Genomic DNA, 22,699 nt, shown 5'->3' with positions numbered 1-22,699 from the left:
ACATACATATTCTACGGGGGATATATCTTATAATGAAAATCAAAAATATCGCTGCTTCAGTATTAACAGTCGCTTCACTCGCACTTGTAACATTAGGTTCAACTACTTCAGCTGTTCAAGCTGCTACAGTTTCATATCAAACAACTTCAGGTGTCATTTACATCAACAATGCAAACGGCGCAACAATCTACACAACACCAAACACCCAAGGTAATGTCGGTGATACAGGTAACAAGCTTTCAAATAATACTGCATGGGCAATCAGTAAGACTGCTAACATCGATGGTGTAACATACTATGCCGTTGGTAAGAACCAATGGATCAACGCTTCAGACATTTCAACTACAGCACCTGTAACATCTGTTAACAAGATGATGTACGTTAGTGCCAGTGGTCATGTAAATCTTTACAGCTCAGCTAATGGTGGTTACTTCACAGGTAACACAGCTGCTGGTGGTTCAGGTTACACAGTTTACGCCCAAACAACTGACGCAAGTGGCCAAGTTTGGTATGACCTTGGTGGAAGCCAATGGATCAATGGTAAATACATGTCAAATGACAACGTTAAACAAACAATTACTATGAACGCTACAGCTTATGATCCAGCCGTTCTTGGATCAAACATGGGATACAGCGGTGTTGCTGCTAACCTATCAAAATTCCCAAGAGGTACACATTTGAGAATCACATCAAGTAACGGTACAGTTTACAACCGTGTTGTTAATGATACAGGCTTGTTCGCATACAGCAATCCTAACCAATTAGACATCGCTATGCCTAACTCACAAGCATTATCATTCGGACGTCAAAACGTTACAGTTCAAGTACTAGGCTAATAAGAGAGTGGAAAAAGCCGGGAGATTCTGAGCATTGCCTAAGATAACAGAGGTGCCAACGAAGTTGGTGCATTTGTTATCTGTAGCAAGCGCAGGAATCTGGCTTTTGTAACTCGTTTAGAAAGCAGAAACCTTCTACAACTCATTTTTTAAAAAAACAAAGCGATACTATTACAATAATAGTATCGCTATTTTTGTGCAGTCATATCTTAATACTCAAAAGTTGAACATATCTTGTCACATCACTGTATTTGTTTAAACATATCTATTGTATTTAATATAAATCACTTTATAATTATTGTTGAATACACCTCTTCAATCGGAAGGAGAACAATTATGTCTTCAAACAAATTTGTCTTAACTTTAAATGATTTACAAGAAAAAGACGCAGCATTTCTCGAAACAATCTTTTCAATTGCTAACGGACACTTCGGAGTTCGTGCAAATAATCCCATTCTCAATACCGACAACTTCGATACGTTGGTGAATGGATTCTATGAAAAGTCCAAAATTCATTATGGTGAATCTGCCTACGGATATGCACAATTTAATCAAACTATCGTCAACATCACCAATTTACGATACATTCGCATAACCAATACCGACGGAATTGACTTCAATAAATCCGAGCTTATCTCAATGCAGTTGAATATGAAGACCGGTAAATTATTAGAGAAATATCACTTAACCAACTCCCTAAATGAAGCAATTGAAATGACAGTCGAATCCTGTATCAGTCAACATAATAGGAATTGGTACTGCATTTCGTATGGATTCTCAGGGATCAATTATCATGGCAAACTGACCATCAGTAAAACTGTATCGTTTGATACAACTGAACGAATTCTTGATTCAAATGATCCTCGTAAATCGAACATATCATACCCACTATCAGTCTATGGCGAACGTAAATCATACAATTCATACAGTTGTATCCTAGCAACAAAGCAATCTAATCTAACGATTCCCTTCACTTTGAGAACAGCTAACAAACAAGACCAACTGATCAATATGACAGTTGATATATCTGATGAACCAACTATCCCCTATATTATTGGAATCGGAGATATCTCCAAAACTGGTGACGTTGAAACCATGCCTAAGCATTCATTATCTGAGATAACTGACGACGCTAAACACTTTTGGAACAATGTCTGGCTCAATAGCGAAGTAACCATTAATGGCGCACCACACCTTAATACAGCCCTATTATTCAATATTTTCCAGCTTAATCAGTCAGCAGGTAAAGACGGGAAGACCAGTCTTGCTGCCAAAGGATTGAGTGGTACTGGTTACGAAGGACATTATTTCTGGGATACAGAAACATACGCCTTACCTTACTTCGCCTATTCTTCACCAAAAATTGCTAGAAGAATATTAAAATATCGTTATAGTACTTTACCACAAGCTAAGAAACGTGCAGCTGAACTCGGTGTCAAAAGCGGTGCCTTATTCGCTTGGAGAACAATTAACGGTGAAGAGGCTTCGGCATTCTTCCCTGCTGGAACTGCTCAATATCATATTGATGCTGATATTGCTTATGCCGTTGATTTGTATTGTAAATCGAGTGGTGACTTCGACTTCATCCAAAAATACGGATTCCAAATCATCCTCGAAACAGCTAGATTCTGGGCCGAATTTGGTAACTGGAACAAAGATAAATTTGAATTCTGGTCAGTCACAGGTCCAGACGAATATACTGCTTTAGTCAACAATAACTACTACACCAACCGAATGGCTAAGCATAACTTGGCATTGGTTAAGAAATACGCTGACAAATTGGTAAAGAGATCTGATGTGTCACTTGATGACTATGGAACTAACAAGGACGAAATCAAGAAACTATACGAAATTTCAAAAGCGGTCTACTTACCATTTGATAAAGAAAAAGAAATAAATGCACAAGATGATAGTTTCTTAAGCAAGCCTTTGTGGCCATTTGACGAAGTACCTAAGGATAATTATCCACTACTACTCCACTATCATCCCCTAACAATCTATCGTTACCAAGTGGCTAAGCAAGCTGATGCAATCCTAGCTGAGTATTTATTCCCAGATGAAATCTCTAGTGAACAGCTCAATCGGGAGTACGACTACTATAATGCCGTCACAACGCACGATTCATCATTGTCCAAGTCAATCTTTGGGATCATTGCTTCTCGCCTAGGAAAGCCTAGTGTGGCCTTTGAGGCATTCCAAGAATCAGCCTTCTCAGACTTATTGAACAAGCATGGCAATACTGAAGATGGATTACACATTGCCAACTTAGGTGGCAGCTGGTTGTCGATTGCTTCTGGATTCTCTGGATTAAAATTATATGATGATAAAGTTTCATTTGAGAACCACGTGCCCGAACAAATCAAAGGATTCACCTATCGGATCACTTATAAGAATAGTTTGCTTGAAATAACCTTGAATCATGATTTTTCCAAAGTTAAATTATTGAATGACATCCCTGCCAAGATCGAGCTATGTGGAAATGATGTTGTTTTGGATAAGAATGAACCTGAGATCAATGTCGATAAAGTGTAAAAAAACAAGCGTTGGGAAAAATCCCAGCGCTTGTTTTAGTAACATAGTATAATTTCATTAAGGATGTGATCATATGCAAGTATATAAATTTAAAGTAAAACTAAGAGACTTTGAAAACACTATTTGGCGTGATATTGAGGTGAGTGCAAATTCCACTATGGCAAAATTAAGTTATGCCGTATTAGCAGCATTTGAAGCCGAAGGTTCTCATATGTTCGATATAAATTATAACGGCGTGTCCTATTCTATAATGTTCCCGGGAATGGATTATCCATATGGGACTAAAGAAGCACGTAAGACAAAACTTACGTCATTAAAAATGGAAATCGGCGATACTGCTACATTGACGTATGACTACGGATCATCATGGACATTTAATTTAGAACTTATTGAAATATCTGAAATGAAACGTGGTTCCGGAAACCACTACCCCTATGTTACAGACGGTGCCGGACGTGGAATAATTGAAAATATCTTTCCATCTGACTTAGAGAAGATAATTCAAGATACCGACACAACAGGAAAAATTCCTGAAATAAATGAACATCCATGGGATTACCGTAATTTCAGTTTGGAATATCATCAATCATTACTCAAAGGTAAAATTTATATATTAGAAATGAATTATGAAGGTTAATACAAGCGTTGGGAGAAATCTCAGCGTTTTTTTGTGAATCTATATATATTAGAATGAAACTTTCAATCGAATGCAAACAAAAAAGAACATACAAAAAGACCCCATCCAATCTGACGGGGTCAATTCATTTGAAGTGGTAAGATGAAATCCACTGTAGTTTTCATCAACTTCTTAATTTATCATGTAATGCTTAAAGCTTTTCACGTAAATCCTGAATCTGAATCTTGCTACTGTAAAACAAATCTTACTACTAACACTTGTCGTTCAACTAAGGATCCTAGCAAATCATGTATTGAGCTTGCGCGACTACTAAATTTAAGTCGATTTTATGTTAACTTTTGTTGCTAGTCCCAAAATGCCGTTGAACCGTAATACTCTAACTCTTCGTTGCTCTTTATTAATCCTACCAGCCTCCTAACGGAAACAGTTAAAACTTTTTAATTAGCATCAAATTTTTTAGGGCTACAGTTCCAGGCATTTCATCTTTACCACGTCTTTAATATAACATTTGATGTAACCGTTTGCAACATTTTACTTCAGCTTTTTGTACAATCTTTCATTTTCTTTTATCTCACTCAAATAGTACTTATCATGAACATCTGAAAGTACTGTTACATCGCCATTCTTGACTTCTTTTCCAAAAATATCTTCATAGTCAGAAATGCTAATTTTTTGCCTATCGCTTAACTCTTTCTTAATAAAATCGATATTCAAAAAACCTGTATAATCAGGTTGGATTTCTGCACTATAAATTTCACCAACAGCCCCTGAACCATAACTAAACAGGCTTATCTGTTCATTTGGCTTAACATCCCCGTTGATCAGATAAGAAATAAGTCCCAAGTACAATGAACCAGTATAAAGATTACCGACATTGCGACTGATCTCAATACTTGCTTGATAATGATCAGACAACTCATTGTATTTATCATCTGGAATATTACCTTCCAGAGTACGTAAGGCCTTCATCCCCATCTTGGTATAAGGAATGTGGAATAACATAGTACTGAAATCATCAGCTGTGACATCATACTTGTCTTGGAACTTCTTCCAAAGCGTCTTGAAGAAATCAACATAGACTTCATTGGAATATTTGCCACGAGCAAAAGCTGTCTTAGAAAACGTAGGACGCCAGAAGTCTCCGACATTACGAGTCATATAAACCGACTTATTATTTAATTTCAAAATATGTGGATTCTCACTAACAAGCATCGCAACAGAACCAGCACCTTGCGTAACCTCACCAGGTGTATTAACTCCGTAACGAGCTATATCACTGGCAATCACTAATGCCTTCTTGTCAGGGTTCATAGCTACGAAATTATATGCCATTTGTAATCCTGCAGTGGCACCGTAACAAGCCTCTTTAATTTCAAAGGCTCTGACTTCTTCTGGAAGATTTAATAATTCAACTAAATAAGTTGCTGCAGCCTTTGATTCATCAACACTGCTTTCAGTTCCCACAATCACCAAACCAATATCCTTACGGTTGTCATCATTCAGAACTTGATCTGCCGATTCAGCTGCCATAGTTACGGCATCTTGATATAAGTCAGGTACTGCCTGCTTGCTCTGGCCGATTCCTATCGTGAATTTGTTTGGATCAACATTACGCTTATTCGCTAATTCAACTAAATCAATGTATTTTTTAGGCACATAAAAGCCTAGTCTATCAATACCAATATCCATCTATTAATTCCTCAATTCTTTCAGAACTTCTTTTGCATTAGCAAGTGAATAATTCTTCTGTCTATTCAATTCCCGTGCGACCTTGTTAATTTCTTCGCCGACTGCTCCAGCCGAAATAGCCAAAGACTTGCTCTGAAGACTCATGTGACCAGCTTGAATGCCTGTCGTTACTAAGGCACGTAGAGCTGACAAGTTATTAGCTAAGCCAATTGCTCCAATAACTGAACGCAACTCCTGACTATTTTGTATCTTCATTATCGACAAACTAAGCTGTGCCATTGGCATTGAGCTAATTGCCCCACCAACGCTACCAGCTTCAATCGGGATAGTTAATTTACCTTCCAAATGTCCATCAACTATTCGCCAATCACTTAATGGTTGATAACTGCCACTTTGTATTGCAAATGCATGTGCAGCAGCCTCTTGAGCACGGAAGTCGTTTCCAGTCGAAGCAATGACAGCATCAATTCCATTCATAATACCTTTGTTGTGTGTAATAGCTCGTTTAACTGACTTTTGAGCAAACCCTGTCAGTGAAACAATTCGTTCAGCGACTTCTTCACCAGGCATCTTCTTGGTAGCAAGTTGCTCAAATGAAACTTCAGCGTTAACATCAACGACTTGACCTTCCCCACTGTTAGACAGAATACTGCACAAAACATTACAGGAAGTTATTTCTGATACTTTTCGACTAGTGATTTCTAGAATGGTATTAACAAGATTGGCACCCATGGCATCAACCGTATCAACACCTAATTCAACTTCTATCATATCTCCATAAGATACGAACTCAACCGAGCTAACACCACCGCCACGCTTGATCAAACTTGGATGTGCACCATTAGCAATCTGTAATATTAAGCTTTTCTTATTCTGTAATAAATTCAAAGTGTTCTCATTAACATCTTCTAAAACAATCTGCCCATAGACAATATGTGAACTAGTCGATACTTTGAATCCACCGCTGTTCTTGATTCTCTTGGCACCGTTAGATGCCGCAGCAATCACTGATGGTTCTTCAATTGACATAGGAACAATATAATCCTTGCCGTTGACTACCACATCTGTTGCAAATCCATAAGGCAGACCAAATACGCCAAGTTGATTTTCACTCAGACTATCTGACAATTCTTGTGATAAAGGATTCCGAGAGCTTAACAAATTAGCTTGATCTTGGTTAATATACTTATGATCAAGTAAATATTGAATTCTTTCTTCATCCGTCATTTCGTATAATTTCATGATAACTTAATTCCTAGAGCCATACCCATTCCACCGCCAATGCATAATGAAGCAATACCAGTTGTTTGCTCGGTATTTTGTAGCGCATTGATAAGTGAAACAATTAATCTAGCACCAGTTGCGCCAAGTGGATGACCCAGGGCAATTCCTCCACCATAGATATTTATTTTATTTGCAGGAAGATTCAAGTCTCTAGTTACTGCGAATGCTTGTGATGCAAATGCTTCATTTATTTCATATAAGTCGATATCATTCAAATCAGTCTTATATTTCTCAGAATACTTTTTGATGGCGTAATATGGAGCATAGCCCATAAAGTTCGGATTGATACCAACTTCTGTATAGCCAGTGATCTCAGCTATATAATCTAGGCCTAGACTATCAGCTTTATCCTTAGTCATCATGATCAAGGCTGCGGCACCATCATTCAATGGTGATGAATTACCGGCCGTAACAGTCCCATTTTCCTCAAATGCAGGCTTCAAATTAGCCATTTTTTCAAGTGTAGTATTAGCTCTGATTGACTCATCTTTGACGATTTTTTCACCGTCAACGTCAATTGGAATAATTTCTTGAGCTAACTTATCTACTGATGCAGCAGCCTTTTGTTGTGAGGCATACGCAAACTGGTCTTGTTGCTGGCGAGTCACAGCATATTTCTGAGCAACATTTTCAGCTGTGATACCCATGTGATTATTATTGAAGGCATCCCACAATCCATCACGGAATAACGTATCACCCTTCTTATCACTTGCTTCCAATTTACCAACACGTTTGGCGTAAAAGGGAGCGTTTGACATGCTTTCAATACCACCAGCAACGATGATTTCAGCATCTCCTAAAAGTAAAGCATTAGTGGCTTCATGAACAGCTTTCATCCCTGAACCACAAACTTGATTGATCGTCATAGCAGTAGATTCAACTGCTGCTCCAGAGTTAATTGCAACTTGTCTGGCAGGATTTTGTCCAGCACCAGCTTGATAAACATTTCCAAAAATAAATTGATCAACTATTTTAGGATCAATATTATTCTTTTTTAACAACTTTTTAACTAACTGTGTTCCTAGCTCAACCGCTGACAAATCAGCGAATTCCCCACGGAACTTACCGATTGCGGTTCTTTTTGCATCTATAATTACAACTGGATTCATTTAAATGTACCCTCTCATATTTGGTAAAATTACTCTAAGCCTTAATAATAATTTAACTAGTAAATAATTACAATCAAAACGATGGAGTTTATCTTATGCGAATCATTGATTTAATCTTATTGCTAAATGATTTTAACAAAAATAATCGAATATTTATTGAAGAAGACAAACAAAGATATGCCGTGGTGGATCTGGAATCAGAACCTACTGGCGTTTATTTGAAGACTTCAAATAAATTAAAAGGTTTGAAAAACTGGGAGTTCTTATTGCTGATAAATAAAAAAGAATATTACGAACTTCCTGTTTACTATGACAACAAAAAAAATCACCACCAACTCTTTGGATTCAGGGTTGATGATGATTGTATTTTATTAGGTTAAGACGTCTCCGATAGAAAACGATGGAACCTGCAGTGGGACCGTCTTCAGCCAAAGTGCGGTCTGAAGACTCGATTTTGAACTCTGCACAAACCGCAGATTTCAAAAGTCGTCCTGTGCTGTATGGACGGCAAGGCCGTCCGACAGCACTATCACTGCTGGTTACATCATTTTCTATCTCCGACTAATTTACAGTTTCTTACTCTTGTTACGTTCAGAATGAAATAGCATGTGGCAAAACACCCCATCCAATCACGTAAGTAAGTAACCATCTAGCCAAATAATGAACTATTATAGCTGGAGGTTACAAGAGATTTTACCAGCCGTGAAGGTGGCGAAGCCACAGGACGAGCTTGGAGATTTGCGAAGCAAAGCTTCAAGTCGAGATTCGAGACCTTGGCTCGAATCGGTCCCACGGCAGGTAAAAACTCTTGGAACCGGAAGCGACAACTGAACAACTTAAAAGGCTACTTAGCTGACTTCTTACCTTGATTATCCTCAGCTTGAAGCTTCTTGCTCAAGTCCAAAATATACTTTCTCAATTCATCCTTAACTTCTGGGTGAGTCAAACCATACTCAATGTTGGTCTTAACATAACCAAACTTATTACCAACATCGTCTCTTTGACCCTTGAATTCATGAGCAAATACACGTTGAATCTTGTTCATACGATCAATAGCATCTGTTAATTGGATCTCATTACCAGCACCTGGTTTTTGAGTCTTCAACAAATCGAAGATTTCAGGTGTTAATAAGTAACGACCAATGATAGCCAAGTTACTTGGAGCTTCATCAACTTTTGGCTTCTCAACAAAGCTCTTAACATTATATAGTCCAGGAGCTTGTTCACCGTCTGGTTCGATAATTCCGTATTTTGAAACATCCTTATCAGGAACCTTCATAACAGCGATTGTTGAAGCGTGTGTCTTATCGTAATCATCAATCAATTGCTTTGTTAGTGGAACTTTATCTGTCATCAAATCATCACCAAGCATAACAACGAATGGTTCGCCTGAAATGAATGATTGTGCTTGAGCAACAGCATCGCCTAAGCCATTTGGATGAGCTTGACGGCTATAGTACAAGTTAACACCTAAGTCTGTTGTACCTTGAACGACCTTCAATAGTTCTGTCTTATTCTTTGATTCCAAATTCTGTTCTAGTTCAGGTGCAGCATCAAAATGATCTTCGATCGAACGCTTATTCTTACCAGTAATAATCAAGATATCTTCGATACCTGAAGCCTTAGCTTCCTCAACAATAAATTGAATTGTTGGCTTATCAACAATTGGTAACATTTCCTTAGCCAATGCCTTTGTTGCTGGTAAAAATCTTGTTCCTAATCCTGCAGCTGGAATAATAGCTTTTCTTACTTTCATTACTGATCTCCTTAATATACAGATGCGGATATTGTCCTCACCCTTTATTGGTTTCATGCGACTTCAAATACGTGCTCAAACGTCCAGTATTCTTACGAAGATATGGTCCTTGACTTGCTTCCGCAAAGCCAACATTGACGGCATTTCCAAATAGAAATATCGTCACAGACATGTTGATCCAAAGGAGGAAAATAATAATAGCTCCAATGGTTCCATAGTTATCCCAAGCTGATCCAAAATATTTTAAATAGTAGGAAAAGATCTGAGATAATCCAAGCATACCCGTCGTAGCGATAACTGAGCCCAAAAGTATGTAGTGAAGCTTCAGATGGACATTAGGTAAAAAATAAAATAAAGCAAATACGATCAAGAACATTATAACAATAGCCAGAGGCCATTTCCATCTCATAAACTCATCCAAGACCGTCTGTAAAGCCTGAAGTTCAATCAGATCAATCAGCCAATTCAAAAATATCTGACCAAAAGTGAACACAATGATAACTGCAACAGCGATGACAATAAGAAAGAACGTCATGATGAACGCCAAAGCACGTCTAATGATATAGTTCAAAAAAGTTTGATTAACAAACAAACTATTGATATCCAATCCGTATGCTTGATTCATCGACAATTGTGCAGTGTTCAATCCACGTGAAATAGCCCATAAGGCAACAACAATACCGACTGACAATATACCAGTATTAGAACTGGTAATAACTTTTTCAATTAACGGAATGAAGTATTCGTGGAGATTCTCTGGCAAAATAAATTCAATATAAGAAACGACTGTTGGTCTGTCTAAATGTAATAGTGGAATTAAATTTCCAACAATAATAAAGGCCGGAAATAAAGACAATAAAAGATAATATGTAACGGCCTTTGAAGCCATTGGAATATTAGCATCACTCACAGCTTGTGCAACACATTTCACGAAGCCGATAAATTTTTGACGCCGTGAAATGGACTGTTCAAATATGGGTATTGGTTTGTTCTTATTTTCGTCCATTTATCCCACCATTATTTCAATAGATATTTAGCATCGAACTCTGGATCTTGAGAAGTCAAAATCTTAGGGCCATCTTTTGTGATAGCAATTGTATGTTCATATTGAGCAGAATCTGATCCATCAGCTGAAACAAAGTATTCCCATCCGTCTGCTTTGACGAACTTATCATTGATCTCCCATGTTCCAAGGTTGACCATTGGTTCAATAGTGATAGTCATACCTTCACGCAAACGAAGACCTTGTCCTGGTTCACCGTAGTGAGGAACATTTGGTGCTTCGTGCATTGTAGGCTGGATACCATGTCCGATCAAATCACGAACATCACCCATGTGTTGTTCATCTTCAACGTAGTGTTGAATAGCATAACCAATATCACCCAAACGATTGCCCACAACAGCTTGATCGATACCTAAGTATAGAGCTTTGTGTGTAACTTCCATTAGGTGCTTGTCTTCTGGTGATAATTCACCAACAGCGTATGTCCAGCAAGAATCACTTTCATAACCGTCTAAATTAACAGTCATATCAACTTTTAGAACGTCACCGCTCTTCAAGATCAAGTTCTTACGTGGAATACCATGAGCAACTTCATCATTAACACAAACACAAGTTGCATATTTGTATCCTTCGAATCCCTTTTCAGATGGTCTCCCACCATGTTCAGTTATATATTTATCAGCAAAATCTTCAATCTCCATTGAAGAAATTCCTGGTTTGATAATATCTCGTAATCCGATATGAACGTTGGCAAGTAATTCGCCAGACTTTCTCATACCTTCTATTTCTCGTGCAGATTTTAGTGTAATCAACTTTTTGCATTTCCCTTCAAAAAAAATAAAGTCATTGATATTATAACATTGTCATGGTTATCCATTTAGATAGTTGACTATTTTTGCTATAATATCTCAAGATTGTAAAATGAGAGGCAGTTAAATGACAAAAGTAAAAATCGTTTATGCAAGTATCACTGGTAACGACGAAGACATCGCATACGTTCTAACAGAAAAGTTCGAGGACTTAGGAATGGATGTTGATATGAGTGAGGTTTCACAGACTGACGCTTCTGATTTTGAGGATGCTGACATTTGTGTAATTGCTAGTTATACATATGATCAAGGAATTGTCCCCGAAGAAGCAATGGATTTTTACGATGACATGCAAGATCTTGACTTAAACGGTAAAATCTACGGCGTATGTGGCTCAGGTGATCGTTTCTATGAGGATTTTTGTCGTGCCGTTGATGAGTTCTCCACTATCTTCGAACAAGTAGGAGCAACCAAAGGTTCAGATTCTGTCAAAGTAGAACTAGACCCAGAACAAGACGACATTGAGCATCTTGATAAATTTGCTGAAGAATTGGTAGCTAAAGCTAAAGAAATGGATGACTAACTATGGATTTCATTAGAAAACACCGCGACTTCGCAGTGTATTGTCTATTTGGATTTCTTGCATCTCTCATCAATATTGTGATTTTCGATATGGCACACAATAATTTTGGTATTCCCTTGTGGATCGCCAACACAATTGCCTGGTTCGTATCTAATGTCTTCTCATTCTTTGTGACGAAAATATTTGTCTTCAAACGCAAAATGGGAAATGTGAAAAAAATGTTTCAAGAAGGAATCTATTTCATTCTATCCCGATTATTCTCATTACTATTCGATGACTTCTTCATGATAGTTGCCGTGATGGTACTTCCATTCGGAAATATCATCATCAAAGTAATTGATCAACTGGTAGTTGGATTGTTTAATTATTATTCATCCAAATTGATATTCAATTATAACAACCGTAATTTAATTGATAAGTTCAAGAAATTCAGAAGTTCTTCAAAAAGTAATAACGACAAAGAAAAAAGTGAAGCTAAGGAAATTTAATTTCCTCGGCTTCACTTTTTTAAATTAATACTATTCAAATTCATCAGGTGTATCTGTTGTTTGACCAAAATGATAACTGATTGCATCCATGATTCTATCAGATGCTTTACCATCACCATATGGATTCTTAGCATTCGCCATACGATCATACTCAGGCTTATCTTCAATCAAGCGACTCATTTCACGCTCAACAACATCTGAGTCAGTACCAACTAACTTCAACGTTCCAGCTTCAACGCCTTCTGGACGTTCAGTGGTATCACGCAATACTAATACTGGCTTACCAAGTGAAGGTGCTTCTTCTTGAACACCACCGGAATCAGTCATGATAAAGTAGCTCTTAGAAGCTAAGTTGTGAAAATCAACCACATCAAGTGGATCGATCAAGTGAACTCGTTCAACATCACCAAGAATGTCCTTAGCGGTTTGTTGAACTACTGGATTCAAATGAACTGGATAAATCAATTCTATGTCATCATGCTTTTCAACAACACGTTTCATAGCACGAAAGACTTGCTTCATTGGTTCTCCTTGATTCTCACGACGGTGCATTGTGATCAATATCATCTTCTTGTTTGGATCAATGATATCCAAAATATCATGATGATAATCTTGATGAACCGTACTACGTAGAGCATCAATCGCTGTATTACCAGTAACGAAGATATTATCTTCCTTGTGATTCTCCTTCAACAAATTGGCCTTACTTTCACTAGTTGGAGCGAAGTACAAGTCGGCCAAATCATCAGTCATCTGACGATTCATCTCTTCTGGCCATGGAGAATACTTATTCCAAGTTCTCAATCCAGCTTCTACGTGACCAATACTTGTTTGGTGATAGAAAGCTGAAAGTGCAGCACTGAATGTTGTTGTAGTATCGCCATGAACTAGCACAATGTCAGGCTTTTCTTTTTCAATAATACTGTCTAATTCCTTCAGAACTAATCCAGTGATTCCACTGAGTGTCTGACGTTCCTTCATGATGTTCAAATCATAATCTGGTGTGATCTTGAATATCTCCAGAACAGAATCCAACATTTCACGATGTTGGGCAGTAACTACAGTAACCGTTTCAAAACGATCACTATTTTGTTTTAATTTCAAAACCAATGGTGCCATTTTAATTGCCTCTGGACGTGTTCCAAAGACTGTCATAACTTTGATTTTTTTCAAATTAATCACCTCAATAACCTCTTCAAAGTATATCAGAATCGCGTAACTTTATATAGTAGGTGTTAATTTAGTTTCTATAGATAATTTTCTGAAAAAATTGCTATAATTAGTTTCATGATGATAAACATACCTCTACTTATACTACTCAGCATTCTCACAACCCTGCTTGCCTTTTTTCTAGTAATGGCAATTTACAATACGTTCATGAAATCTAACACCAAGAAATATTGGTGGTTTATTCTTTTAGGGCTGGTAATCCTTTATATAATAGCTTTTATTGTATATTTCCAAACCAATAAAGTTCCATTCATGTAAATACTTTTACAAAAAACATATGAATTGCTTAAGTTTTGAGTTAAAATGTCTATTGTATTCAAAGATGAATTTATTGGAGGATTATCGATGGTTTTAACAAACGGTAACGAAATTTTCAACAACGCCCGTAAAGGCAAATACGCTGTTGGTGCTTTTAACATCAACGACTTGGAATGGACTCGTGCTATTTTAGCTGCAGCCCAAGAAACAAACACGCCTATCTTGGTTCAAACATCAATGGGTGCTGCTAAGTACATGGGTGGTTATGAACTTTGCCTACACCTAGTACAAGACACAATCAAGTCAATGGGTATCACAGTTCCAGTTGTTATGCACTTGGATCATGGTAACTACGAAGCTGCTAAAGAATGTATCGAAGTTGGTTACAACTCAGTTATGTTCGATGGCCACGACTTACCTTTCGACGAAAACCTTGAAAAGACAAAGGAAATCGTTAAATTAGCTCACGCTAAGAATATGTCTGTTGAAGCAGAAGTTGGTTCAATCGGTGGTACAGAAGATGGTATTACTGGTCTTGGTGAATTAGCTGATGTTGAAGAAGCTAAGACACTTGCTGCTACTGGCGTTGACTACCTAGCTGTTGGTATTGGTAACATCCACGGTGTTTACCCTGACAACTGGAAAGGTTTAAGCTTTGATCGTCTACAAGAATTAGCTGCTGAAATCTCAACACCACTTGTTCTTCACGGTGGTTCAGGTATCCCTAAGGAACAAATCGTTAAGGCTATCTCAATGGGTATTTCAAAGGTTAACGTTAATACTGAATTACAATTATCATTTGCAAAGGCTACACGTGAATATATCGAAGCAGGACATGATCAAGATGTTGATGCTAAGGGTTATGACCCACGTAAGTTACTTGCACCTGGTACAAAGGCTATCACTGACACAACTAAGGAACGTATCGAATGGTTCGGTACACCTTCAATCTAATAATGATTGTCTATTAAGAGAGATGCTTGGCATTTCTCTTTTTTTGTGCTCTTTTTTATAATTGGTATAGTTGTAAAATATTTTTACAGAAAAATAACTATTTGTGAACTGTAAAATAACTATTTTGAATTCATTCAGTTCACACTATCAGCTATATATCAGCAACAGTAGCGGATTCAATTGTGAAATATATTTTCATTTTAATTTACATATTGTGAAATCAAGCTATCCCTGATATACTAATGCCATAAAGAGAGAGCAATCTCGGAAGTGAGGAGGTCCTACTATAATATTGGTATACTCAACAATGTTATTCACGTATGATCTACTTCCTGCTACATGTTCCTCCCGATATAAACGTGGATAACATGCATCAAAGAATTATTGAACTATCCCCCACAGTTTTAAGGAACTATCCCCTATATACTAAAAAACACCTAGGACTTTGCCATCCTGGGTGTTTTATTTTTGTCTAAGATATATTTAATGCGATTTTTGCCATACGGCTCATTTTGTCAATCGTCCATCTGGGTTCCCATACCAAGTTAATATCACAACTATCTATGCCTTCGACTGAAGTCACGGCGTTACATATCAAAACCTTCAAATAATCGCTTACTGGACACCAGATATGTGTCAACGTCATTGTAACTTTGCATACATTGTTATTTACTTCCACATTATAAATCATGCCTAAGTTAACTATATCAACCCCTAATTCAGGATCAATAACGCTTTCTAGTGCGCACATTACTTCGCCTTCAAGGCTGATCCTAGGCCCTATTCCTTGTTTATCATCCATATTCAAGTCTCCTATCGGATTACGACTACGTTTTATGTTAACGCTCTCACAAGCATAATATATCATCTTTCTAACAAAATGGCATCAAAAAAGGACAACATTTTTTACCAATACTGTCCTTAATTTTATCAATAAATACTCTACTTATTTAGCGGCCGAATCATTTACAATTCCGTAATCTAATTTGTCAATCGCCATCTGAGCAACTAAGTTCAGATAATTCCATGGATTGTCGTAATTTGGTTGGAATAACATATCAACAAAGGCCAGGTCATCGATAGTATTATTGTTTTGAATAGCAATTGAAACAGCATTGGCTGACTGTGCTACTTCGTGCTTACTGAACAATTGAGCTCCCAATATCTTACGAGTATCTTTATCATATACTAAGAAGATTTGAAGATTCTCGTTAGTAGGCATGAAGTCTGGACGATAGTTGGCATTATACTCAACTTGATCGGCATTGATCCCAGCATTAAGAGCATTGTGCAATGTAATACCAGTTGATGCCAAAGTATGTTCAAATAATTCCATACCAGTGGAACCTTGAGTTCCCATATACTTTTGAATATTTCCGAAAACATTTTTACCTGCTAAAACACCTTGGCGAACGGCATTAGATGCCAAAGGAATATACAATGGTTGCTTAGTAGGATTGAAGTTAACAGCACATGCGTCACCAGCTGAATAAATATCTGGGTCTGAAGTTTGGACGTATTCATTAATGATCAAAGCATTACGACCATCCATATCAACTTGTCCCTTAAGCAATCCAGTATTAGCATCGAATCCAGTACACATAATTACAAGATCAGCTTGATGTGTATCTTTGTCCGTCTTGATAGTAATCTCTTTACCATCCTCAAAACTTTGGACACGTTCATTAAGATATACATTTACATAATGGTCTTTTAACAGACCAATAATCTTATCTGATAGTGGCTTATCAATATAGTTCTTCAAGATTTGACCACCGGATTGAATAAGTGTAACTTCATGAACAGTATTAGCATAAGCTTCAGCTAATTCGACTCCAACGTATCCACCACCAATAATGGCAATACTTTGGTAATTCTTTGCAGACTCATAAATATTCTTAGCTTGCTCATAGTTCTTACAGTACAAGATACGAGGGTTATTAATTCCCTTCATATTTGGAGTACTTACAACCGAACCAGTTGTCATGATCAATTTGTCATAAGTATCGGTGATCTCTTCGCCTGTAGCAAGGTCTTTAACTACCATTGACTTGTTCTTGGCATCAATTTTTTCAACACTATGCTTCATTTTGACCTTTGCTCCAAGTGACTCTAGAGTATCTGGGTCTGCATAAAACATATCCTCAAGTCTATCTACAATACGACCTAAATATAATGCGATACCACATGATAGAAACGAAATATTATCTTCACGCTCATATACAGTAACATCGGTATCAGGGTGATCTTTTAAAATTTGTTCAACTGCAGCTGTTCCAGCATGTGTACAGCCGACGACAATAACTTTCAATATGTGCCTCCCTATAGGACATTTCTAATAACTTTTTTTCATAATTTATCAAAAGCCCATGATATTAAAATATCACACTTACCTATATAAGTTTACTAGATTGTCCCAATTAATGTGAACACTTTCATCAAGTATTATAGTTTATTTAGATTGGTCATGACTATCAAAATAGAAAAATTCATTTATCAAATTCTGAATACACATTTGGAATGTTGAAAATATTCCATTTTTATATCAGAATGATTCACTTTCCTCTACAACAACTATTAAATTAATAGTAAAATAGCAATAATTCGATACTGAAAGCTGGCTAATTAATGATAACTATTGAATATACAACTGATTTAAATTCAAAAACTTACCACGATGCACTTAACATTCGCAAAGAAGTCTTTATCAAAGAACAAAATGTCGATGAAAAAATAGAGATCGATGGCGAAGATAACTGTACGCATGCAACCCTATACAAGGACAATCAGGCTGCTGGTACTGCACGATATTTTCCAACTAACGATAATGGTATCCATGTTCAACGAGTCGCCGTTCTCAAGGAATACCGTCATCAAGGTATCGCATCTAAATTATTGAACAATCTCATTAAAAGAGTCAAAGATTCTGGATATACATATGTTATATTAGGTGCACAAGATCACGCCCAAGATTTCTATACACAACTAGGATTTGAAGTTGTGGGAGAACAATACCGTGAAGCAGGAATACTGCACCATGATATGAAACTCACATTGTGAGATAATCTTTTAAGTTTATTGTATAATGGTAAACAGAGATTATTTGAAGGGGAGCCTATGTATAGATATTTCATACAACCACAGTTAAACAAGTACACCAATACATTGATTGGCTACGAATTATTAATGAAAAAGAAGACGCCCGAAGGATGGCGTCCTCCACTGCATTTTTCAGATATTCCTTCTCACATAATGGCTGAAGTCCTAATGGCTACCACCTTACGTCTATCACTCAAAATTGGTTCAGTTTCAGTTAACATCAACCGTACACAATTAATGAACCCTGAAGTTAGAAAAGCTATCATCAAATCACAACTTCAATTGCGTCCATTAAAACTTGTTGTTGAATTAACTGAAGAGCCTGGCGATGAAAAATGGACTAACGAAGAAATGATTCCATTGATCAAGCAATTCATCGATTACGGAATGGACTTCAGTCTAGATGATGTTGGTACTGGTGAAAACAAACTAGAACACATCAAGCCATTGGTTCCAATGGCCAATGAAGTTAAATTTGCACTTCAGAATTTCAAAGAAAAGTTCCGTGACCCTAATATCGAGAAAAAAGTTATCTTTTGGCGTGATTTTGCCAACGAAAATAACTTACGACTAATTCTTGAAGGAATCGAAAATGAAGCTGATGATAAATTAGCTGATTCATTGCAGATTGATTTACGTCAAGGTTATTATTATGGCAAGCCTCACCTATTGAAGCTTGAAGATGATGATGACGTTTTTGATGAGAAATAACTAGTTTCGTTTCCGCTTCCGGTTATAAAATATTTCATCTGCCATGGGGTCGGCTCGAGCCAAGGTCTCGACCCTCGACTTGAAGCTTTGCTTTGCAAATCTCCAAGCTCGCCCTGTTCCGTACGAACGGTAAAACCACCGTTCTACGGAACTTTCATGGCTGATGAAATATTTTGTAACCTCCAGCTCTTATTGACTATCCACGTGTTAAAACGAAATACTAAAGTTAATGAGTGATTAGGATTCTGTTGAATCTTGATCACTTTTTTATTGTCCCAAAAAATCAATACGACCAACCATGACTAATTAAAAAATCTATTAATAATTTTTGGACTAAAAAAAATAAGGAGAGTATAAACACCAAACCAGCCGGAGGTTAAAAATAATGATCCAGCTGTGATAGTGCTGTCGGACGGCGAACCGCCGTCCATACAGCACAGGACGACTTTTGAAATTCGCGGGGCTATGCGGAGTTCAAAATCGAGACCTCAGACCGCCCTTTGGCTGAGGTCGATCCCACAGCAGGATTATTATTTTTAGCCGCAGGCGACAAAAGAACATCAAAAAATTCCACCCTGAAACCAAAACTTTCAAGGTGGAATTTTTATTATGCTTTACCTAATTTACGTTGAACAAATTTTACAACTTCCACAATTGGAATAATTGCGAATGACGATCCAAGTACGATCAACCATTGATGCATATCTAAATGTGCAACTCTGAAGGCATCATTCAAACCAGGGACAACTATGATAATCATCATCATAACTAATGATAAAAGAATCGACCAATTGAAAGTCTTGTTCTTAAACAATCCAACTTTGAAAATTGATTGATGAACAGACTTAACATTAAAGGCATGGAACAATTGAATCAATCCTAAAGTAGCAAATGACATTGTTAAAGCATCTGCATGGATTGCGTTATAGCCTGAATGTACTGGCCACCAAATGGCTGTTGCATAAACCAGTAATACTGTAGCAGCTTCAAGGATACCTTGATATACCACACTACTCAATACTCCTCCAGAGAAGAAATTGGAATTTTTACCTCTAGGTTTATGTTCCATCAAGTTAGATTCCGCTGGTTCCATCCCCAAAGCAATGGCTGGGAAAGTATCAGTTACCAAGTTTATCCACAATAAATGGATTGGAAGCATCGTATCCCAAGCTAACAATGTAGCAATGAACAATGTCAAAACTTCACCCAAGTTGGCAGCCAACAAATATTGAATGGCTTTTTGAATGTTAGAGAAGACCTTACGACCTTCCTCAACAGCGACAACGATCGTAGCAAAGTTATCATCGGCTAGCACCATGTCTGATGCACCTTTAGAAACTTCAGTACCAGTGATACCCATTCCGATACCGATATCAGCTTGCTTAAGGGCTGGAGCATCGTTAACACCATCACCTGTCATGGCAACGACCTTACCTGCCTTTTGCCAAGCCTTAACGATTCTAACTTTGTGTTCCGGTGAAACACGAGCGTAAACGGAATACTTCTTAACTTTTTTATCGAATTCTTCAGTTGACATTTGGTCTAACTCAGCACCTGTTAGAACTGCTGCATCATCACCTGCTTCAATAATACCTAATCTAGCAGCAATTGCTTCAGCAGTGATTTGGTGATCACCAGTGATCATCAGTGGACGAACACCAGCAGCTTTAGCAACACGCACAGCTTCAGCAGCTTCACTACGTTCAGGATCGATCATTCCGACTAATCCGGCAAAAATCAAGTCACTTTCAATTTGCTCAGATTGTGGGTCATTTGGAACTTCATCAATATACTTATACGCCATCTCCAAAACACGTAGCGCTTGCTGTGCCATATCTTTGTTATTCCAAAGAATTTGTTTCTTATCTTCTTCAGTAATGTCTCGAATACCATCTTTGGTTTGAATCTTAGTAATACGTTCCAGCAAGATATCTGGAGCACCCTTGACGGCAACTAAGAACTTACCATCTGAGTTCTCATGGACGGTCGACATTAATTTACGCTCTGAATCAAATGGCAATTCAGCCACACGAGGTTGAGCTATTAATTTAGCATCAAGATCAAAGTTATGTTTTTCACCAAACGTTATTAAAGCTGTTTCAGTTGGATCACCGATCATTGTGCCATCTTGAGAAATCTTCGTATCATTTGCGAAGTTCATAACTTTCAATGTCATATTATCTTCTGGTAATTCTGCTTCGGCTGATTGTTGAGCACCGAAAGTATAAACTTTTTCCACTGTCATCTGGTTCAAAGTTAATGTACCAGTTTTATCTGATGCAATAATATCTGTTGATCCCAAAGTTTCAACAGCTGGCAGTTTACGAATAACTGCATTACGCTTAGCCATTACTTGTGTACCAAGAGCCAAAATAATCGTTACAATTGCCGGCAATCCTTCTGGGATAGCAGCAACGGCAAGTGAAATAGATGTAAGCATCATCTTAATAGGATCCATACCATTCAGGAACGTTCCCACAACATACATAACTACGGCAATGATCACGATAGCAATTGTTAAGAACTTACCTAAATGATTCAAGCTGTTCTTCAATGGTGTCGTTGTTTCATCAGCATTAGCTAACATACCAGCAATCTTACCAACTTCAGTAGACATTCCTGTATTAACTACAACACCAGTTCCACGACCATAAGTAACATTACTATTTGAAAAGGCCATGTTGAGCCGATCACCAATACCAACTTGGTCGCCTTCAATAACTCCTGTTTCTTTTTCAACTGAGACAGATTCACCAGTCAAAGCTGATTCTTCAATTTTTAAGGATTTTGACTCAAGTAATCTAAGGTCAGCTGGTACAACATCTCCAGCTTCTAATAACACAATATCTCCAGGTACCAATTCTGTACTTTTAATTGTGATAGTATCGCCATTTCTCAAGACATTGGCGTGCGGTGTCGACATATTCTTCAACGCATCAAGTGCCGCTTCCGCCTTTGACTCCTGGAATACACCAAGCACGGCGTTAATGATAACAACTGCCAAGATTATAACTGAGTCGATCACATCATGTGATACAACTGCCGAAATAACCGCGGCCGCCAATAGAACCAAAATCATCAAGTCCTTAAACTGTTCCAAGAACTTCTGAATAATGGATTTCTTTTTACCATCATCCAATTTATTTGGACCATATTCACCCGCACGTCTCTCAACTTGCTGAGAATCTAGTCCCTCACTAGACGCATCGAGTTCTTTTAATACCTCGGATTCAGTTTGCGAATAGAATGCTTGGGACAATTGTTTCTTTTGTTCTGACAATGTAGTTCCTCCCTTTCTAACGCGGCCTATTTTGGGTAAAAAAATAGACCTACGTATGTAAAAACACACATAAGTCTCACTATTTATAGCAATACCAGAATAATCCGTCCGGGTTGGTGATATTGCTACAGCCGAAGCTGCTAGTTACTCCCTCATGAAAAACAATATTTTCGTTAAGCAAAGTATATCTGATTCATTACAGAAGAGCAACTAAAATAATTATTCTTTATCGGCTCTAGCTTTTTTTTCGTCTCGTTCTTTTCCAACGGCCATTTGTCCAACAAGATTCAAGTAATTGAATGGATTGTCATAATTTGGTTGGAATAACATATCAATAAATGCCAAATCATCAATGGTATTTTTGTGGCAAATTTTATAATCAAGTTAGCCACTTGAGAAAAACTGAATAAAAAAAACACCAAGACGAAAAAATCAGGTATC

The 22,699-nt window shown here is 37.4% G+C and carries 20 protein-coding genes; 9 read left to right on the top strand and 11 right to left on the bottom strand.

What is annotated here, in order from left to right; translation table 11 throughout:
* Positions 1 to 32: 32 nt before the first annotated feature.
* The 3 genes from EKM66_RS12680 to EKM66_RS00085 all read left to right on the top strand — a co-directional run bounded on the left by EKM66_RS12680 (position 33) and on the right by EKM66_RS00085 (position 4,005).
* On the top strand, positions 33 to 836 hold the full coding sequence (locus EKM66_RS12680; RefSeq protein ID WP_225426532.1) for a hypothetical protein: 804 nt from the start codon (positions 33 to 35) through the stop codon (positions 834 to 836).
* 336 nt (positions 837 to 1,172) lie between these two features.
* Positions 1,173 to 3,368 carry a glycoside hydrolase family 65 protein gene (locus EKM66_RS00090; RefSeq protein WP_125760422.1) on the top strand — a complete coding sequence of 732 codons (2,196 nt, stop codon included), beginning with the start codon at positions 1,173 to 1,175 and terminating at the stop codon, positions 3,366 to 3,368.
* Positions 3,369 to 3,441: 73 nt separating this feature from the next.
* Positions 3,442 to 4,005: a plasmid pRiA4b ORF-3 family protein gene (locus EKM66_RS00085; protein ID WP_125760420.1), complete on the top strand. Its 564-nt coding sequence runs from the start codon at positions 3,442 to 3,444 to the stop codon at positions 4,003 to 4,005.
* 531 nt (positions 4,006 to 4,536) lie between these two features.
* On the opposite strand, the gene EKM66_RS00080 is transcribed toward EKM66_RS00085, so the two are convergent.
* The 3 genes from EKM66_RS00080 to EKM66_RS00070 are packed head-to-tail and all read right to left on the bottom strand — an operon-like array spanning position 4,537 to position 8,087.
* On the bottom strand, positions 4,537 to 5,694 hold the full coding sequence (locus tag EKM66_RS00080) for a hydroxymethylglutaryl-CoA synthase (protein WP_125760418.1): 1,158 nt from the start codon (positions 5,692 to 5,694) through the stop codon (positions 4,537 to 4,539).
* Positions 5,695 to 5,697: 3 nt separating this feature from the next.
* Positions 5,698 to 6,936 carry a hydroxymethylglutaryl-CoA reductase, degradative gene (locus EKM66_RS00075; RefSeq protein ID WP_125760416.1) on the bottom strand — a complete coding sequence of 413 codons (1,239 nt, stop codon included), beginning with the start codon at positions 6,934 to 6,936 and terminating at the stop codon, positions 5,698 to 5,700.
* On the bottom strand, positions 6,933 to 8,087 hold the full coding sequence (locus EKM66_RS00070; RefSeq protein ID WP_125760414.1) for a thiolase family protein: 1,155 nt from the start codon (positions 8,085 to 8,087) through the stop codon (positions 6,933 to 6,935). Before EKM66_RS00070 ends, EKM66_RS00075 begins: the two co-directional genes overlap by 4 nt.
* Before the next feature lie 95 nt (positions 8,088 to 8,182).
* On the opposite strand from EKM66_RS00070, the gene EKM66_RS00065 reads away from it, so the two are divergent.
* Entirely contained in the window at positions 8,183 to 8,467 is a 285-nt protein-coding gene (locus EKM66_RS00065) for a hypothetical protein (protein ID WP_125760412.1), read from the top strand.
* Positions 8,468 to 8,931: 464 nt separating this feature from the next.
* Here EKM66_RS00065 and galU read toward each other — a convergent pair whose 3' ends face one another.
* From galU to map, 3 genes are read right to left on the bottom strand one after another with little or no spacing between them, the layout of a single operon-like run.
* Positions 8,932 to 9,843: a UTP--glucose-1-phosphate uridylyltransferase GalU gene (gene galU, locus EKM66_RS00060; protein WP_125760410.1), complete on the bottom strand. Its 912-nt coding sequence runs from the start codon at positions 9,841 to 9,843 to the stop codon at positions 8,932 to 8,934.
* A gap of 37 nt (positions 9,844 to 9,880) precedes the next feature.
* On the bottom strand, positions 9,881 to 10,849 hold the full coding sequence (locus EKM66_RS00055; protein WP_125760408.1) for a YihY/virulence factor BrkB family protein: 969 nt from the start codon (positions 10,847 to 10,849) through the stop codon (positions 9,881 to 9,883).
* Positions 10,850 to 10,860: 11 nt separating this feature from the next.
* On the bottom strand, positions 10,861 to 11,658 hold the full coding sequence (gene map / locus EKM66_RS00050; RefSeq protein ID WP_125760406.1) for a type I methionyl aminopeptidase: 798 nt from the start codon (positions 11,656 to 11,658) through the stop codon (positions 10,861 to 10,863).
* 124 nt (positions 11,659 to 11,782) lie between these two features.
* Between map and EKM66_RS00045 the strand changes: the two genes are divergently transcribed.
* Both EKM66_RS00045 and EKM66_RS00040 read left to right on the top strand, forming a co-directional pair.
* Positions 11,783 to 12,238 (top strand): flavodoxin, encoded by a 456-nt coding sequence (locus tag EKM66_RS00045; protein WP_125760404.1) that lies wholly within the window; start codon positions 11,783 to 11,785, stop codon positions 12,236 to 12,238.
* Positions 12,239 to 12,240: 2 nt separating this feature from the next.
* On the top strand, positions 12,241 to 12,726 hold the full coding sequence (locus EKM66_RS00040) for a GtrA family protein (protein WP_125760402.1): 486 nt from the start codon (positions 12,241 to 12,243) through the stop codon (positions 12,724 to 12,726).
* 30 nt (positions 12,727 to 12,756) lie between these two features.
* On the opposite strand, the gene wecB is transcribed toward EKM66_RS00040, so the two are convergent.
* Positions 12,757 to 13,899 carry a non-hydrolyzing UDP-N-acetylglucosamine 2-epimerase gene (wecB, locus tag EKM66_RS00035; protein WP_125760400.1) on the bottom strand — a complete coding sequence of 381 codons (1,143 nt, stop codon included), beginning with the start codon at positions 13,897 to 13,899 and terminating at the stop codon, positions 12,757 to 12,759.
* Positions 13,900 to 14,301: 402 nt separating this feature from the next.
* Here wecB and fba point away from each other — a divergent pair, with 402 nt between their 5' ends.
* Positions 14,302 to 15,168: a class II fructose-1,6-bisphosphate aldolase gene (gene fba / locus EKM66_RS00030; protein ID WP_125760398.1), complete on the top strand. Its 867-nt coding sequence runs from the start codon at positions 14,302 to 14,304 to the stop codon at positions 15,166 to 15,168.
* Between the two features lie 472 nt (positions 15,169 to 15,640).
* Here the strand turns inward: fba and EKM66_RS00025 are convergent, their stop codons facing one another.
* Both EKM66_RS00025 and EKM66_RS00020 read right to left on the bottom strand, forming a co-directional pair.
* Positions 15,641 to 15,970: a metal-sulfur cluster assembly factor gene (locus tag EKM66_RS00025; protein WP_125760395.1), complete on the bottom strand. Its 330-nt coding sequence runs from the start codon at positions 15,968 to 15,970 to the stop codon at positions 15,641 to 15,643.
* A gap of 144 nt (positions 15,971 to 16,114) precedes the next feature.
* Positions 16,115 to 17,479, bottom strand: coding sequence for an FAD-dependent oxidoreductase (locus EKM66_RS00020; protein ID WP_125760393.1), 1,365 nt, complete (start codon positions 17,477 to 17,479; stop codon positions 16,115 to 16,117).
* 317 nt (positions 17,480 to 17,796) lie between these two features.
* Here EKM66_RS00020 and EKM66_RS00015 point away from each other — a divergent pair, with 317 nt between their 5' ends.
* On the top strand, positions 17,797 to 18,228 hold the full coding sequence (locus EKM66_RS00015) for a GNAT family N-acetyltransferase (RefSeq protein WP_125760391.1): 432 nt from the start codon (positions 17,797 to 17,799) through the stop codon (positions 18,226 to 18,228).
* A gap of 57 nt (positions 18,229 to 18,285) precedes the next feature.
* On the top strand, positions 18,286 to 18,978 hold the full coding sequence (locus EKM66_RS00010; RefSeq protein ID WP_125760389.1) for an EAL domain-containing protein: 693 nt from the start codon (positions 18,286 to 18,288) through the stop codon (positions 18,976 to 18,978).
* Positions 18,979 to 19,585: 607 nt separating this feature from the next.
* Here the strand turns inward: EKM66_RS00010 and EKM66_RS00005 are convergent.
* Together EKM66_RS00005 and EKM66_RS12795 are read right to left on the bottom strand one after the other, a co-directional pair.
* Positions 19,586 to 22,258 carry a cation-translocating P-type ATPase gene (locus EKM66_RS00005; RefSeq protein ID WP_125760387.1) on the bottom strand — a complete coding sequence of 891 codons (2,673 nt, stop codon included), beginning with the start codon at positions 22,256 to 22,258 and terminating at the stop codon, positions 19,586 to 19,588.
* Positions 22,259 to 22,477: 219 nt separating this feature from the next.
* The gene (locus EKM66_RS12795) at positions 22,478 to 22,603 is read right to left on the bottom strand and encodes a hypothetical protein (protein WP_263854115.1); all 126 of its coding nucleotides are present in this window, start codon (positions 22,601 to 22,603) and stop codon (positions 22,478 to 22,480) included.
* Positions 22,604 to 22,699: the final 96 nt, after the last annotated feature.

This window comes from Companilactobacillus hulinensis (assembly GCF_003946555.1).
Classification (GTDB): domain Bacteria; phylum Bacillota; class Bacilli; order Lactobacillales; family Lactobacillaceae; genus Companilactobacillus; species Companilactobacillus hulinensis.
The sequence above is the reverse complement of the archived record's forward strand: the minus strand, read 5'-3'. Positions and strand labels throughout refer to the sequence as shown.